The sequence below is a fragment of the Bifidobacterium sp. ESL0682 genome (assembly GCF_029392815.1).
In the GTDB taxonomy this organism is placed as follows: domain Bacteria; phylum Actinomycetota; class Actinomycetes; order Actinomycetales; family Bifidobacteriaceae; genus Bifidobacterium.
In genome coordinates this window covers 240,384-257,015 of the sequence record NZ_CP113942.1, presented here as the reverse complement: position 1 = coordinate 257,015, position 16,632 = coordinate 240,384, and the positions used below count along the sequence as shown (strand labels likewise).

The window sequence follows — 16,632 nt, the reverse complement described above, 5'->3', positions numbered from 1 at the left end:
CAAACAAACTGCAAGCAGCCAGCAAACATATGACAAAGCCGAACGCAAGCGCATCAACCGGCAGATTCTCGCACTGGCAATTCCCACCTTCGGTCAGCTCATCGCCGATCCGCTCTTCGTCCTGATCGACACGGCCATCGTCGGCCATATCGGCGACACCGCACTGGCCGGGCTTTCCATCGGTTCCACCGTGTTGCTCACTGTCGCCGGTCTTTGCAATTTTCTCGCTTACGGCACCACCTCACGCGTCGGGCAGCTCATGGGCGCTGGCCGCAAACGCGAAGGGCTTGAAACCGGCGTTGACGGGCTATGGTTGGCGCTGATTATCGGGGTCATTATTTCGGCGGCATTCTTCGTTGGGGCTCGGCCGTTGTGTGCACTGATGGGCGCGCAAGGCGCCGTGCTCGACAACGCCGTTACTTACCTGCAAGCCGTTATTTTCGGACTTCCTGGGATGCTGCTGGTCTATGCGGCCAACGGCATTTTCCGCGGACTCAAGAAAGTGCGCATCACCCTTGTCGCCGCCGTTCTGGGCGCAGCACTTAACACCGCACTCGACTTCCTCTTCATTTTCGGGTTCAACATGGGCATTATGGGCTCCGGACTCGCGACGCTAATCGCGCAGTGGTTCATGGGTGTTTATCTCGTCATTCCCGCACTCAAATGGTCGCATGACGCCGGGGCTTCGCTCGCCCCACGCATTTCGGGCATCACCGCTACGGCATCCGATGGCCTGCCGCTGTTCATTCGTACGCTCGCGCTGCGCATCTGCATGGTGGCCACCGTCGTGCTCGCCACCCATATGGGCACCCAGGTGCTCGCCGCCTATCAGGCCGTCAATTCCACATGGAACTTCGTGCTGAACATCCTCGACGCCATCGGCATCTCTGGCCAAGCGCTGGTCGCCACAGAAATCGGCGCGAAACGTTACGGCCGCGCCCGCGAAATGACAAGAATCTCGGCGCGCGCGGGACTGTATGGCGGCATCGCGGTCGGCATCGCGCTCATAGCGCTCGGATTCGTCGCTGCTCCCATGTTCAGCCCGAACGCAGCCATCCAGCATCTCATTGTCATCGGCATGATCGTCGTCGCAATCTTCCTGCCGATTGCCGGCTGGATGTGGGCACTCGACGGCATTCTCATCGGCGCCGGCGACTACAAATATCTTGCCGTCACCTGCTCGATCGTCACCGTCGTCTATCTGCCGCTGGTCCTCGTGCTCAACTTCATCGACGGCGCCTACAACCCCAGCGCCACCGTCCGAATGATCCTGCTTTGGGCCGTCTTCAATGTCATCTTCATCGGCGGCCGCAGCCTCTTCAACGGCCTGCGCGCCCGCAGCGACAAGTGGTTAAAGAAATAAGACCTGCGAAAGCAACCACATACCAATCACCAACGATGGGACTGCCCTTGAATCTCTGTCTAAATTTATCTTTTGATGCGAGACAAGGGCAGTTCTGAATCATGAGTACAACACGAATGTCCGTGCCTTCGATATTATTTGTTAGTTAGCTAACGAATTAATTTTTGCTGGGTTGTTTCACGCCCGGTTGTCGAGAAGGCAAGAAGATATGACCGATACGCCAGATGGGCGTCCGGAGAATTACGGGCGCCTGCTGCAGCAGTCCTCAAGCAGGATGTCGCAACAGCTCGGTCGCTTTGCGGCACGCTACGGGCTCACTGAAGTGCAGATGTCCGTCATCAACTTCATGAGCTCGCAGCCGAACGGCGAGGTGGCGCAGCACGCTATCGAAGAGGAATTCCACATTCAGCGCTCCACCGTCACTGTCACTCTGCAACGCATGGAGGCTCGCGGATTGCTCACACGCGAACAGGCGCCCGACGATGCCCGCCGCAAAACCGTGAAGCTCACCCCGCGCGCCAAGCAAAGCGTCGAGGCCATCCACGGCTACATCGACAACGAGCAACGTGAGTTCGAGCGCCGCTTCTCCCCGCACAAATCGCTGAGTTTCGGGAAATGCTGGCGTTCTTCGCCCGCGAGCGCGACGAAGACCCCAACATCGAGCAACAACCGCCGCGATAATCAGCTTGCGCCCCCGCTCATCGGCAGCTTCAATCTGAAATCACTATCAATCAACCGTCAACAACACAGAAAATAAAAGGATCACAACAAGCAATGACCTCACAAACAGCAACATCAACGGCTGCACCACAGCAATCGGGGAAGATTCCCGGCAAGGTGTTCGGCTCGTTCATCTCGGCCGGCCTGCTCTCGCTGAGCGGCGTGACCGTAGAAACCGCCATGAACGTCACGTTCCCGACGCTGATGAAGGAATTCAACATCAGCACCGACACCGTGCAATGGATGACGACCGCCAACCTGCTCATCATTTCCATCATCGTGCCACTGAGCGCCATGCTCAAGTCTCGCTTCCGCACCAAGTCGCTGTTCGTGACCGCCAACCTGACGTTCCTTGCCGGCCTGATCCTTGACATCTTCGCACCCAACTTCCCGCTGCTGCTGACCGGCAGGGTCATCCAGGGCGTCGGCGCTGGCATTGCGCTGCCACTGATGTTCAACATCATTCTGGAAACCGCGCCGCCGCAGAAGATCGGCATGATGATGGGCCTGGGCACACTGCTGACCGCAGTGGCACCGGCCATCGGACCCACCTTCGGCGGCCTGGTCGTCTCGACCACCAGCTGGCGCGTCATCTTCGTGTGCTTGCTGCCGATCGTCCTCATCTCGCTGGTTCTCGGCATCATCAACATCGATCAGAAGAGCGAAATCCGTCGCGTCTCCTTCAACATCCCGAGCATCATCCTCATCGCCCTGACCTTCGGCGGACTCATCTACGGCTTCAGCTCGATGACCACCAAGCCGCTTCTGAGCCTCCACGTCGCCGGCGCCATCGTTGTCGGCATCATCGCGCTGGTGCTGTTCTGCATGCTTCAGCTGAAGATCGACAACCCGATCATCGACATCCGCACCCTGCGCAACCTTCGTTTCTCGGGCTTTGTGCTGGCGTTCTTCCTGCTTCAGGCGGTTTCGCTGGGACTCTCGTTCATCCTGCCGAATTATCTGCAGCTGGCTGACCACTCCTCGGCTCTCGCCGCAGGCCTCACGCTGCTGCCGGGTGCCGCGCTCGGTGCTGTGTTCGCTCCTCTGGGCGGACGCATCCTCGACGCCATCGGCCCGAAGCCACCGCTGATCTTCGGCGGTGCATGTGCCATCATCGCCGTCATCTGCATGTTCGCCTTCGGCCATCACCTGTCCGCTCCGGTCGCCGCCGGCTTCTACCTGATCTACATGCTCGGCATCGGCCTGAGCTCCGGCAACATCATGACCACCGGTCTCTCGCATCTGAGCGCCCACGAGCAGAGCATGGGCAACGCCATCTTCAACACCGCCCAGCAGTTCGCGGGAGCCGTCGGCACCTCCATCGCCGCCGCCATCCTGGCCGCCGGCCAAGCCACAACCACCAACGTCGCCGCCGGCACCGCAACCGGTGCCACCATGGCCTTCGGCGTGCTGTTGGTAGCCCTCGTCGTCGAGTTCGCCGACATTCTCCGCTCGCTGTTCTAAAGACGACAAGCAATAATAAATAAAAACGGTTGTGATGACACTACTTAATCGTCATCACAACCGTTTTTTATATGCCATTTTACCAAAATCGTTCGATACACACGTGCACGGTCAGTCTGTTAAGAATGGCAAAAGCGCCAAACACAGTTGATCGCGCAGCACGGAAGAGATAATCATTGATTATTAATCTTTCGCGCTGCGAAATCGTGGAGACAGCCAACCCACATCGCCGGAATAGCGGCATTCCCGTATTGAGGAATGATGATTTTGCAGCACTGAAGCTCGTTACTGCTTTTAAAACGTCTCAGTGCTGCCTGTTCACAGCACTCCTACCTTAATTAGCCACATTTCGCATTGCGTGCTGTAAACGGCCCGATTACTCCCCGAGCGCTTCCTTGATCGCACTCACGAACGCATCCAAATCGGCGGGCTTGCGGGAGGTGATGAGCTTGAAGCCGTTGGCATTGTCGACATGGACTTCTTCGTCGACGTACTTGCCGCCAGCGTTTTCGATGTCGGCGGCGATGTAGCGGCAGGCGGTCAGCGTCTTGCCTTTGAGCAAGTCGGAATTGACCAGCAACCAGGCGCCGTGGCAGATTGAGGCAACCGGCTTGCCAGCGGCGGCAAAGTCCTTGGCAAGCTTTTGCGCAGCCGGGTCAACGCGCAGACGATCCACGTTGCAAGTGCCGCCGGGGACGATGAGCATATCGAAATCATCGGCGGAAACCTCGGAATAGACCGTATCCGGTTCAACAATTTCACCGACATAGCGGTCATGCCGCACCGTCTCGATAGGCGCGAGCTCCGCCGCTGCCAGCGTTACCTGCGCACCCGCAGCCCGCAAATCATGCAGCGGACGGGTCATTTCGGTCTCCTCGATGCCCCAGTTGCGCACGATAATCAGTACCTTCGCGTTGCTTAGTGATGTAGCCATGATGCCGTCTCCTTATATATAACGAATACCTTTTCGGATATTAAACAGTTTCATTGTATAAAAGAAACGATTTCAGCAGGGGCAGCGGCCATCCCGTATTGGTTATTTTGCTTACATCATGACCGTCTTTACGTTCCAAACGAATCGTTGCCGCTATTTGCCGCACGTAATCCGATAGAGGGCCCAACCCTTGGCATAAGAGCCTTCAGAGCTGAAATCTTTGACCTTGACGAGCGCGCCGGACTGCACGTAGCCGTCAATCAAGTCCTGCCGATGGAAGGTGTCGTATTGCTGGCGGAACGTGAACATCTTGAGGCTCGGCGCCTGCGGACCCATCGAAAGGAAGTATTTCGGTACGGAGCCGTCGATCGGGCAGGTCACGGAAGTCAGCTGAGCCGCTTGGCCGGAGTCAAACGCCGCTTCGGTTGCCGGGAAAACCGCGCCGCCTTTTTCGTGCATCGCGTTATAAATCGGGAAGAGCATATTCGCGCCGAAAATGGCCGAGGCATACATCGAACCATTGAGCGGGTCCGAGATAATGAGCGCATCCGTGCCGGTAATCTTAACCGTTTTTTGTAATACATCATATTTTGCAAGTGTCAACTGTTCGTCTTGCGGCTTGCCGGACAGCGTCATGTTCGTCGTCACGCCTTGGCTCAGCACCTCTCGAGTCGTGTTGCCAAACTGGCAGGAAATCGCGAGCGCCGCCAGCACAATCAGCGCGATGGCCTTGCCACCGTTACGGGAGAACCAGGAGACGATACCACCATTAGCCCGCCGAGAAGGAGAAACGCCATTCATCGCATCGTCTTGTCGCGAGCCGCTTCCAACAGTTTGATTCGACAATACAGTTTCCGCAACAGCACCGTTAGAATCTACCAGATTTGCCTTAGCGTTCGACTCTGTTTTATCGATTACACCACTGCAAATTTGATGTCCACTCAGTTGCGCGACGGCGCAAGCAGCGAAAACCAGCAGCGGGATAATGGCAAGCGGAATCATCGTCAACGGTCGAGTTTCGGCGCGATACCACGCGGCCGCCACGATGTTCGGGAACCAGCCGGTCAACGAAGTCGAGCAGACGTAGACCAGACCGACCAAGAAGAATGCCAGAATCAACGAGATGGCGTCCTTCGCCATGTATCGGCCGGCGCTACCAGCGTTGTTCGCATTATCGTTGCGTCCATTGGATTTACGAACGCTCAGCTTCGACTTTATTGTGACGACAACGGCCGCAACCGCTACAACCAGCGAGAGCACAACCGCAACGGCCATGAACCAGCCAGCAGGGCCGGAGATGTTGTCGGTAACGAAGATGCGCAGCGCCTCGGGCATAGTGCGGTTGGGCACGAAGGTATGGAACCAGCTGGAGGGGTCGAGATAACGGGAAGAATGGTAGTGCCCGATCATGTAGAAGAAGAAGGCGACGGCGCAGACGACCACCGCCGCTAGCGCACCGAGAATCAGTTTCCACGGCAGACGCAGCAGAATGAACGGGGCCATCAGCAGCAGCCAGGTGAAGGCGATGCGCGGGTGGGCGAAGACGCAAAGCAGACCGACCAATACAGTCGCCGCCAACCAACGCACAATGTGGAGGCGATCGGCGATGGCATCGAACAGACGCAGCGTCACGTAAAGCCAATACGGCAGCAATGTCGTAGCCAAACCAAACGCAATCAGCGGCCCGGAAGCCAACATCTGGAAGGGATGACTGGCGGAGGCAACCGCAAGCAGCGGAACGACCAACATCATGCAGCAGGAGAATGGCCGCCACGACACTGGCGACGATAAGTTGACACTTCCGCACGAGCCCCGCACTTCGCTGGCATTCGCAAAGGCCGTGTCAGAAGCAGCATGAGAGGAAACACGAGAAACGCGAGAAAATGATACGTTATCGCCAAAGCTATCGTGACGTTTTCCATCAACCTGACGCGTCCAATAGCTGGCCCAAAGCGAGACTCCGGCCGGCCAGACCAGCCCGGAAGTCACCAGCCAAACGATATTGAATGCTGTGTAAATATTGACCTTGATGCCCAGGAATTGCCCCACCGAAATGATGGCGGCAGCCGTGAGATGGAACATGGGCGGGTAATAGGCACCGTTCGGCCATAGCCGCGTGGCCGCGCCGAGACCCTCGCGTAGAATCTTACGAATGAAATAGTAATGCGCCGGCGCATCGATCTCCTGCAACGGCAAATTCCATGCATTCCCGGTCTGAGGGAACCATGCCAGCACAACGCCGAACGCCATGAGCACGCCGACCACCGAGCAGAACGGCAGCGCAGCGGCGCGCAAGCGTCGTTTCCATTTCGCATTCATCACGCGATTATCCTACCCACAATCGAACAGGCCCCGCTCGCACACTTGTCAACACATACTAAATTCACAACTTATTGGCTTCTCACTAATCGTTCAATGGGGCGAAAACAAGATACAAGCCACGGATACGCAAGCCATAAATACGCAGGCCACAAGTTCAAAACTGATGCAAAGCACGACAACAGAAACAAACGCAAAACGTCGGAGTACACAATACGCCACAGCATCCCACGCCGAAACGATCAGCGAAACACAAACCGCTCCCCAAAAACCGAATTCACAGAAAACTTTAAATATTTCTTGAGGTTTTGCACGCTCAAGTCAAGCTTGGGCACATATACTTGGGCTTGTTGCCTATGCTGCGGCCTAGCATCGAAAGTAGTGCAAGCCATGACGGCAGGAAACATGTGATGCCCTTTTGCGCGCCTGATGCAGACCTTGCGCGTCGCGAACGGGCCTGAACGCAGGAGAAATGTATGTTCGTGCTAACCAATGCCTGGTCAACGGTGAGACGCCACAAATGGCGGAGCATGATGATGCTGCTCGTCACCGCGGTCATGATTTTCGGCGTCGTTTTTGCCACAGCCGTCGATAGTGCAAGCAGCAAGGCACATGGCGAAACTTACGCGGAGCAATCCCCCATCGCCGTCATCCGGCCGACAGCGGAGATGAAAAGCAAGCTCAAAGGCGACGATTCAGCAAGCGTTAAAAAATACCTGAGCTTCGATGATTACAACACATACGCGTCGGCGGTACAGCAAATCGGCACACAAGACGCTAAATTCTCCATCAACTTCTCCCTGCCGATGCGTCAGACAGGTACCGTCAAGGCCATCGCTGGCACCGGTGACGAAAGCGCCGACAAGACCGGCGGCGAAACCCTACTCTATAACCTGTACGACAACAGCAGCATCAGCATCAACCCAGAGGGTCGCTTCAAGATCACCCAAGGTAAGGCGCTCGATTATCAGTCCAAGAGCAGCAAAGACGTGCTCGTCTCCAAGGCCTTCGCCAGCAAGAACAACCTGCGCGTGGGCAGCACCTTCAAACTCGCCAACTCGACCGACGCCGGCAAGACGTACGATTTCAAGGTACGCGGCATCTACACCTACACCGATCCGGCGCCTGCCGGCAACGGCAGCGACGCCAAGCTCGCCAAAGACAACCGCGACAACACCATCTACACGAGCTCTAGCACCTTCACCGAAAACGCTCTTCTCGACATCAACGGCAAGGGCTGGGCGGCGCCCCATTTCGACATCGGTTTTGGGCTGGGAAGCACCGACGAATACAAGGCCTTCGCCCAAGCGGTCAAGTCGATGAAACTGCCGAAGGGCTATGAAGTCACCTCCCCGACGCTCGACCGTTACAACGCCTCGCTGAAGCCTTTGGACAGGCTTACTTCGGTGATGAACAAGGTGCGCATCGGGCTCTATGTTGTCGCGGGAATCATCTTGCTCCTGCTGGTTGGCCTTGGTTTGCGCCGACGCACCGACGAAATCAGGATGGATATGGTCATCGGCGTGACCCGTAGCCGCTTGGGCTGGCAATTCGTCCTCGAGATGCTGATGCCTACGGTTCCAGGACTGCTGGTCGGAGGCGTGGCCGGAGCGCTGTGCGCACGCCCGCTCGGATCTGCGCTGGATTCCGGCATCGCGACGCCGGCGGTATCGGATTGCTGGATGGCCATGTGGTACAGCATCGCCATTGTGGCCATTTTGGCTGTTCTCGCGTTCCTGCGGGCTGCGTTCGCTCGCATAACGCCCGTGTTCGATACTCGGAATAATAGCAACATTGATGACCACGAAGGTCAAGCGCCGAAAGACGACACGGAGGCTGAAGCATGAGCAACAACACCGATCCGAAAGACGAAGCCATGAACAGCGATACGGACAACGCCAAAGACGCCAAGGAAACCAAGGACGTCAACAACGCGGCGGACGAGAATCAAGCCGCCAGCACTGAGGTCACCAATGGGGCCGAAGAAACGGCTGCAGCAGTCGACTATGATGTCGTGTTCGACGATGACGACAACGCTCTTGATTTCGCCAATCTTGCCACGAAAGCCGATGCCGACGACTCGGCCGAGGACGACGATGCGGACGAAAATCCTTCGGCGGGCACGGATGAACAAGCATCCGTTTTGCGATCAACTCAAACGGCATCGGCCAATAACGGCAACGCTAATGAGGAATCCGAAACCAACGAAGCTGAAAACCACAAATCAGTCGATGCTGATGCCGAGACCAAAGCCGACGCTAATACGGGCACTAATGCCAATACTGACAACAAGGCTTCAGCAGAAAACGGCGAAGACAAGTCACTTCCCGACACAGTCGCGGCGTCCAACGCCAAGCGCGTCAACGAGACTCTGGGACTTGCGGCAGAAGAGGAAGAAGAGCTGGAGACCCACGAGGCGCAATCGCCCATCATCGATCCGGCAACCGCACTCTCTTCGCGTCTCGACAAGGAGACCATCGCCGAGACGGACATTCTCTTGAAACCCAACCCGACGTTTGCGTTCGACCACGTCACCCTCACCGACCACAAATCCGGCCGTGATGTGCTTGACAACATCGATTGGTCGTTCTTCGCCGGTTCGCTTTACGCCATTGTCGGCGCCGACGATGAACAGCGGCGCACGTTGCTCGCGGTCGCTTCAGGTTTCTATCGCCCGGACAGCGGCCAGGTCATGGCTAAGAGCCAAAGCCTACTGGAGCTTGAAACCAATGAGATTCGCGGCCATCGCATCGGCCTGATCACGCAACGCTACAGTATGCGCGACGACCTTGACGCCCTCGGCAACATCACGTTCACCATGCGAGCCTCCGGACGCACCTTCCTAAAGCCGATCCCCGAAGCGGCGCGTGATGTGCTGAAAACCGTCGACTTCGACGAAGCCGCCACGGGCGTGCCAGCAGGCGAGCTATCGCCCGTCAACCAGCGCCGCCTGGCTATCGCCCGCGCCATCTGCTGCGAAGCCACGGTGATTGTCGCCGACGATCCTGTAGGCGGCCTCGAACAGGATGACCGCGACACCATTCTCGACTTGCTTTCCCGTCTGGCACACGCACAGGATCCGAAGCGCTGCATCATCGTCATTGTTCCCGGCATCAATGTGGAAGCACAAGCCAACAGCAACGGCGAAACAGACAGTAAAGCCGACGAACCCGATTACGAGGACACAGCAGATGAGACCGGCGAAACCGACTACGAGGCCAAAGCCGACAAGATTTACTCATTCTGAAAGCCGACTACCTAATCCGCTAAAAGTAGAAGGGTGCCGACGCTCGGTTGGTTTGGGTTTGATTAGCGTCGGCACCCTATTTATTGGTTCCTGCCCGGTAGGCTTAGGTTTTTGACCAGACAGGAAGTATTTGATTATCAGCGTGCGAGGTGTCGAATCGTTTTGGTTTGACGCTTCACACGCTTATTTATTCAGTAAGACACCAGTGCTGATGCCGCCCGCCACTGTTCAGAAGCCGCGGCGGGCACGACTCGTCATGCGTGGTGTTTTTGCTGCCGGCGGTTGTTGGCGATGCCGGCGGCGGCCACGACGGCCAGCGCCAGGCCGAGGGCTGCGAGGAGGGCCCATTGCCGGCGTCCGCCGGTCAAAGGCATCTGGTGCTGGTAGAACCCGGCGATTCTCCATGTGCCGTTGGCGGGGATGCTGTAGACCTGCGGGGTGCCGGTGCGGTAGGTGTCCGTGCTGCCCAGCGTGGCGGTGACCGTGGTGTCGCCGCCTGCCAGGTCGCCGGCGTTGATGACGCGGGTCCATGTGTGGCTGGTGCTGCCGTCGTAGGCCAGCGTGGTGCCGTGCCCGTCGGTCGCGTCGATGGCCACATTCGCGCACCCGGCCGCACCCACACACACGTCGAGCCCGTCGTTGGCTGTCAGGGGTGTGGCGGTGCCGGTGACGGTGACTTGGTTGGTGGTCGGGTCGCGTTTCACGCCGGTGACCGTGGGGGTTTTGACCTCGCGCCAGACGGCGTAGTAGGGGATCCAGTCGTGTTCGCCCGGCGTGATGGGCAGGCTGGTGCCGAGGCTGCAGTGGGAGCCGGGGGTGCAGCTGTTGGGCCGTGCCGACGTTCGGGTGATGGCCCACCCCTGGAACACGCCGTGGTCGGCCGCAGGGCTGCCGGACGCGTAGCCGTGCATGCCGTCTGGGCCGGGTATGAGCGGCCACGCGTTGCCGCTGCCGGTGTCGATGATCGCGTCGGCGTGCCCGTCGTGCGCGTTGGTGCCGCCCGGTGCGACGCCGCTGCCGCCGTTGGCGGTGTTCACGTCGAAGGGCAGACGCAGCCAGGCCAGGGTCCCGGTGGTGAGCCCGCCGCCCGCCGCGGTCGCCTCGCTGTCCACGCTGTTGTTGGTGACCGGGTCCTTGACCGTGTACACGGCGGCCATCGTGTACGCCAGACCCGGGCCGGGGAACGTCGTGGACTGGCCCGCAGTCAGCGAGCCGGGCAGCGTGAACACGGGCAGGATCGCGGACTGCCAGCCGCTGGCGGTACTTACCATGCTCTGGCATTGGTCCGCCGCGTAGCTGCCGCTTTGACTGCTGGGTTTCACACACGCCTTGAACGAGGTATCGCCTGCGGGCAGGGTGGCGGACACCTTCACCGTGGCCGTGCCCTGATCGGAGGTGTTCGCGGTGACGCTCACCTTGTCGACCGTGCCACTGGCCTCGCCGGCAAGCGCCTGCCACGTCGCGTCGATCGTGACCTGTCCGCCGGCGCCCTTGGACGCGGTGAGCGTGTGGTTGCTGACCGTGGCCGTGCCACCGGTCACCCCGCCAGTGTCATAGGACCAGCCCTGGAACAGGCCGTGGGCCTTGTTGGCGGTGATGTGGCTGGCGGCGGTGTCGGGGACGGTGTAGGAGCCGGGCCGGAAGGTGGTGTCGATGGCGAGGCCGTCGCGTCTGGGCGTCGACCCGCTGGCGGCAGCGCCCACCTGTGTGGGCAGGCTGGTGTCGCCGGTGCCGCCCTGGAGGTTGTAGGTGAGGTCGGTCCAGGTGGGGGTCACGTCGTCGCGGATGTAGACGCCCTGGGGCGTGGCGGAGTTGGCGCGGGTTTCGAGGACGCCGAGTGTGCCGTTGCCGGGCGTGTTTCCTGATGAGCCTTGTGTGGGTCCTACGGGGCCGAGGTCGGTGGGGCGGTGGCCTTTGGGCCAGTCCCACTCGTGCCAGGAGTATCTGGTGTCGAGGCTGTCGAAGGCCTGCGGGGCGAGCCGTGTCCTCTCGCCGAGTCGGAGGCGTTGCAGGCCGCGGGGCAGCATTCTCGACATGCTGTAGGCGGTGGCGGCCCGGCTGGTGTCCCAGCCGGACAGGTCGAGGTCCTTGACGCCGCTGTATAGGAACATCTCGCTCATTTCGGCGCCTTGCCCGATGGTCCATCCGCTGAGGTCGATGTCGGTGAGGGAGCTGGTGTTGTAGAACATGTCGGTCATGCCGGTGACGTTGCGCATGTCCCAGCCGGACAGGCCGTCCAGCTTGTCCAGATGGTCGCAGTAGGAGAACATGCTGCCCATGTCGGTGGCGGTGCCGGTCCTCCAGCCGTTCAGGTCCAGATTCCGCAGCGCCTGGTCCATGTTGAACAGGCTGTGGCCGGCGTTCCTGTCGAGGGTGATGTTGTGGCCGTGGGCGTCGACTTGGGTGAGGGCGGTCTGGTAGGTGAAGGGCGAGTTGAGGGAGTACTGGCTTGTCTTGGTGAGGGTGAGGTCGCCTTCGATGCTGACTTTGGTGATCACGTTGTTGACGATGCCGTAGCCGCCCCAGGGGATGCTGCCGTCGGCGCCGTAGTCGGGGCTGGTGCCGCCGGTCAGGCGCAGGGTGGTGCCTTCGATGGTCCAGCACACCGCTCCGGTGTCCTGGTTGGCGACGCCGGGCCTGGCGCCGGCGGATGTGCCCCACTGCTGCCAGCCGGTGACGCTGGTGCAGGGGGTGCCGCGGGCCGGCGGCTGGGTGCGCATCCTCCATTGGGCGTAGAGGGTGAGCACGGTCTCTTGGTCGCGTCCGGGCAAGCCGCTGGCGGTGGGGATGGCGGTGTCGCCGGCATCGTAGGCCTGGCCGGTGCCGTCGGGGTTGGTGGTCCACCCGCCGGTGGTCTGGAAGGCCATGCCGTCGGGCGCGGTGCCGGTGCCTGCGGGCAGGCTGAGGTAGGCCTTGCCGTCGGCGGCGTCGACGAGACCGGCCGCACTTGTGTCGTCTCCCGTGCCCTGCCCGGGTTTGAGCGTGACGGTCATGTAGGGCAGGACGCCGCGGATATCGTCACTCCACGCGCTGTCGGTGGCGGCGCCGGTGCTGTCGGTGGCGGTGGCCCGCAGCTGGACGGCCCATGTGTCGCCCGTCGTGAAATAGGGGCCGTATGCGTCATAGGTGCCGGCAGGCGTCATGGTGTCGCCGGGCTCGGTCCACCAGGACTGGCCGCTGCCGGGCTTGTACCGGATCTGCCAGCTGGTGGCCCCCGCAGGCAGGCCCGACACAGCGAACGAGACACGGTTGGTGGCGTGCTTCCACGTCGCGCTCACGCCCGTCGGTGCAGGCAGGTCAATCCAGATGGCGTAGAGCGTCACCGTGGTCTTGCCGTTGGCGGTCGTGCCGGCCGTGGTCGGGATGCCCTGGGCGCCGGACGGGAAAGTGCTGCCGGTGCCGTCGGCGGCGGTGGCCCAGTTGCCGAACACCTTGCCGGCCAGACCCATGCCCGAACCGTCGGGCAGGGTGAACCAGGCCTTGCCGGTGGGCGTGTCCACCAAAGCCTGCTTGCCGGCGGGCGCGGTGCCGGTCGTGGCGTCGTTGCGGTCGAAGCCCACTCTGATATAGGGCAGGACGGCCTGTCTGACGTCGGGGTCGCTGGCCACGGTGCGGCCCGTGGCCGGGTCGACGCGGCTCATGCTCGTGCTGAGCTTGTACTGGCCGTCCCAGCCGGAACGCAGCTGGGCGGGCGTGAGGCTCCAGGTCAGGGTGTCCGCATTACCGGCGGTGGCATACGGCTGGCTGACACTCCAACCCGAACCGAACGCGGAAGACACATTCAACGTGTCACCGGCCTGGTGGGCAGGCATCGTCACGGCCACGTCGACGCTTGGCGTGGCTCCCGCTGCAGCATGCGCGTTCGGGGCGGCCACAGTGGGACCCGTAAGCGTGGCCCATGTAGCCGTGAGAGTGAGCGTAGTGCGCCCCGCACTGGTCGTTCCTTCGCTGGTCGGAATGGTAGCTTGACCGACTTGTCGCGTCTGGCTGCCGCTGGCCCATCCGGCGAAAACTTTGCGATCAGGATTGACAAGATTGGAAGGCTTGGGCAAGTTGAGCTGGGCGGTCGCGCTGCCGGTGTCGACCAAAGCGGACACCGTGCCGGGAACGCTGCCGGACACCCCTCCGGCCGCGAACGATACGTTCATGTAGAGCAGGATGCCGGTGCCAACCTGGTAGTAGTCGGTGGTGGTGTAGCGGCCGGTCGTCGAGTCGTAAATCTGCGCGGCGGCTTGGATGGTCCATTGATTACCGGGCGAAGTCCAGCCGCTGTCGCTGATGGCCTGGCGCCAGACGTGGCTACTGCCGGTGCCGTTGTTATAGCTCCACGCACCGCTGGCGTAAGGTTTGCCGCGTAGGTAGAAGCGGGTGCCATCGCCGAAGGACGTATCCGTGTAGACCATGCGCACCCAGTGGTTGGTACGGTCCCACTCCGCAGTAGCCGTACCCGCCGGCGTCGAAGCACTATACCATTGCGCGTAAAGGTAGATGGTCGCGTCGGTGTGCTGGGAGAAGCTGGCGTAGCCGCCGGAGCTGTAGGTGGTGCCGGTGCCGTTGCTGTTGGTGTTCCAGTTGCTGAAGAGCTTGCCGGACGGGTTGGCGGTGATCCATGAGCTGGCGTAGGGCATGTAGAAGCTGGCCGATCCGTTAGTGGTATCTGCCTCGATACCCGGATTGCCGCCACCCGAACCACCATTCGGATAGACATAAGACACCCGCACGCACGAGGGCGCGAGCAGACTGCCGCTGGCGTAGTAGTCACCTTGGGCAAGGGAACTATAAGCGCGGTTGGCGAGTGCGGCGGTGTTGCCGATATTGGTGATGGTGGAGCAGCGGCCGGAGTTGGTGGTATACGTCTCCCACGTCTGGGCTGCCGGCACGTTACTGAACGTGTCCGTGTTGAAGCGCGTGTTGGCACCGAGCTTCAAATGCAACAGGCCCGGCGGCAGCATGCCGGTCATTGTATAAGGAGTGAAATCCGGATACCCGCTCAAATCAAGAAAGGTCAAGCTCGTGCATCCCTCATACATGCTTCTGGCCGCATTGATCCACACACCGCTGCCGCGTGTGAGAACATCGTCGTGGTCGAGGTTGGAATCATTACGGAACATCTTCGCATAGTTGCCACCGTGCACATTACTAGCAGCATGCCAACCGGAGATAGTAGGCTGATACAGACCGTAGCAGTATTCGAACATCTCCGAAAAATCGACAACACCGTTTGAATAGGGATAGTTGGTGCCAACGGTCCATCCAGAGAAGTCGGGGCTTCTCAAACTATAGCATTCCAGAACATCCAGAACGTGCTGGTGCACTTGGGCAGATACCAATTCGACCAGCTGCCGGAGTCGCTCAAGTTGTAGCATCGCATGAACATACCACTAAGATTGGTGACGTTTGACATATTCCAGCCGGAAAGATTCGGGTACACGAGGTTTCTGCAGTCCTGGAACATGTTGCCAAGGCCGGTAGCTTGGCTAACGTCAATGCCCCGAAAATCCGGGTAGGTCAGGGCATTATCCCAGGCAAACATGCCAGCGCCGCTACCTTTGACATGCAAAGTGCCACTTGAAGTGTCGAAGGTGCGCAGAGCGGTCATGCCTGCGAACAGACTCGCTTCATTATGCATCCAGATTCCACCGCTTTGCCATTGCATCCCAACCCAGGTATCTTCAGCGGTCACATCACCTTCAATTTGAATTCTGGTGATTGAGTCCTGCTTATTGTTCGGTTCCCGCATCTGCCCGTTGTAATCAGTGTATGTGTATACGCCGCTCAAATACCATCCAGCCCAAGGATAGAACTGGATAGGCTGCCCGAAGGTGGAAGGGAGCTGCCCAATGTTGCCACTGGAAAGGTGTAGCGTGCAGTCATAACCGTCATCGGTCACCCGCCACTGAGAAGTGCTGTTCTTCCCCGGCGCCGTGGCCCAATTACTTACTGGACATGCTCCACGAGTTTCAGGAGCCTGAGCTGAACTGCCACGCAACAATGAGGACTTGGACTTCGCCGAATCGGACTGTACAGGTTCAGTCTGCTTTTGAGAAACGGACGGGCCAGGACCAACGCCAAGGATTTTCGGAGCGTTTGCAGAATTCGCCGGAGAACCAGACGAAGCCGACCCACTGCCAGAGCCACCAGGCTGGGCTGCCGTGACTGGCTTCTTCTGTTCGTTGGACGATTGAGGCGCCTGAACAGCTCGCTTCTGAATAGACTTTTGCTGCTGAGACGAGCGATCGTCACTCTTTTGAGCGCCTTCGGTAGACTGTCCGCTCTTTGCAGCAGTTTGGGAATCGCTTTGCGTTTGAGGCGTCTCGCCCCATAGACCCGCTTTTGGTTGTCGCTGATTGCCAACCGCGCTGGCCCGCGCTGGTAAAGACGCACTCGAACGCATTAAAGAGGTTTCAGCCGTCGGCTCGACGGTTTGGTCTTCGTCGGAAATCGGCTGAACGGGATTTGCCGGTGATGAATCAGTTTGAGACTGCGCCACATCGGAATCGACAGGAGCGTTCACTTGTTCAGAACCGGATTGCGTCTGTGCTTGTATTTGGGGTTTGGAGGCAAGATGAGACGACGGAAAAACGG

The 16,632-nt window shown here is 59.7% G+C and carries 9 protein-coding genes; 5 read left to right on the top strand and 4 right to left on the bottom strand.

Annotation, left to right across the window (positions count from 1 at the left end; all coding sequences use genetic code 11):
- Positions 1-52 precede the first annotated feature (52 nt).
- The 3 genes from OZX57_RS00955 to OZX57_RS00945 all read left to right on the top strand — a co-directional run bounded on the left by OZX57_RS00955 (position 53) and on the right by OZX57_RS00945 (position 3,547).
- A complete protein-coding gene (locus OZX57_RS00955; RefSeq protein ID WP_277162888.1) occupies positions 53-1,363 on the top strand; it encodes an MATE family efflux transporter in 1,311 nt (436 codons plus the stop codon).
- Between the two features lie 208 nt (positions 1,364-1,571).
- Positions 1,572-2,120 carry a MarR family winged helix-turn-helix transcriptional regulator gene (locus OZX57_RS00950; protein WP_277162347.1) on the top strand — a complete coding sequence of 183 codons (549 nt, stop codon included), beginning with the start codon at positions 1,572-1,574 and terminating at the stop codon, positions 2,118-2,120.
- A 17-nt stretch (positions 2,121-2,137) separates the two neighbouring features.
- Positions 2,138-3,547 (top strand): DHA2 family efflux MFS transporter permease subunit, encoded by a 1,410-nt coding sequence (locus OZX57_RS00945; protein WP_277162346.1) that lies wholly within the window; start codon positions 2,138-2,140, stop codon positions 3,545-3,547.
- A 376-nt stretch (positions 3,548-3,923) separates the two neighbouring features.
- Here OZX57_RS00945 and OZX57_RS00940 read toward each other — a convergent pair whose 3' ends face one another.
- A complete protein-coding gene (locus OZX57_RS00940; protein ID WP_277162345.1) occupies positions 3,924-4,481 on the bottom strand; it encodes a type 1 glutamine amidotransferase domain-containing protein in 558 nt (185 codons plus the stop codon).
- 153 nt (positions 4,482-4,634) lie between these two features.
- Complete coding sequence (locus OZX57_RS00935; protein WP_277162887.1) at positions 4,635-6,800, bottom strand: DUF6541 family protein; 2,166 nt, start codon at positions 6,798-6,800, stop codon at positions 4,635-4,637.
- Positions 6,801-7,330: 530 nt separating this feature from the next.
- On the opposite strand from OZX57_RS00935, the gene OZX57_RS00930 reads away from it, so the two are divergent.
- On the top strand, positions 7,331-8,647 hold the full coding sequence (locus tag OZX57_RS00930) for an ABC transporter permease (protein ID WP_277162344.1): 1,317 nt from the start codon (positions 7,331-7,333) through the stop codon (positions 8,645-8,647).
- Positions 8,644-10,047, top strand: coding sequence for an ATP-binding cassette domain-containing protein (locus tag OZX57_RS00925; protein WP_277162343.1), 1,404 nt, complete (start codon positions 8,644-8,646; stop codon positions 10,045-10,047). Before OZX57_RS00930 ends, OZX57_RS00925 begins: the two co-directional genes overlap by 4 nt.
- Positions 10,048-10,301: 254 nt before the next feature.
- Here the strand turns inward: OZX57_RS00925 and OZX57_RS00920 are convergent, their stop codons facing one another.
- On the bottom strand, positions 10,302-15,323 hold the full coding sequence (locus tag OZX57_RS00920; protein ID WP_277162342.1) for a BspA family leucine-rich repeat surface protein: 5,022 nt from the start codon (positions 15,321-15,323) through the stop codon (positions 10,302-10,304).
- Positions 15,320-16,561 carry a BspA family leucine-rich repeat surface protein gene (locus tag OZX57_RS00915; protein ID WP_277162341.1) on the bottom strand — a complete coding sequence of 414 codons (1,242 nt, stop codon included), beginning with the start codon at positions 16,559-16,561 and terminating at the stop codon, positions 15,320-15,322. Before OZX57_RS00915 ends, OZX57_RS00920 begins: the two co-directional genes overlap by 4 nt.
- Positions 16,562-16,632: the final 71 nt, after the last annotated feature.

What these genes read in the sequence shown, in the direction of transcription:
- OZX57_RS00925 (WP_277162343.1), top strand. Translation starts at nt 8,644, where the DNA reads ATGAGCAACAACACCGATCCGAAAGACGAAGCCATGAACAGCGATACG.
- OZX57_RS00940 (WP_277162345.1), bottom strand. Translation starts at nt 4,481, where the DNA reads ATGGCTACATCACTAAGCAACGCGAAGGTACTGATTATCGTGCGCAAC.
- OZX57_RS00950 (WP_277162347.1), top strand. Translation starts at nt 1,572, where the DNA reads ATGACCGATACGCCAGATGGGCGTCCGGAGAATTACGGGCGCCTGCTG.
- OZX57_RS00945 (WP_277162346.1), top strand. Translation starts at nt 2,138, where the DNA reads ATGACCTCACAAACAGCAACATCAACGGCTGCACCACAGCAATCGGGG.
- OZX57_RS00930 (WP_277162344.1), top strand. Translation starts at nt 7,331, where the DNA reads ATGATGATGCTGCTCGTCACCGCGGTCATGATTTTCGGCGTCGTTTTT.
- OZX57_RS00935 (WP_277162887.1), bottom strand. Translation starts at nt 6,800, where the DNA reads ATGAATGCGAAATGGAAACGACGCTTGCGCGCCGCTGCGCTGCCGTTC.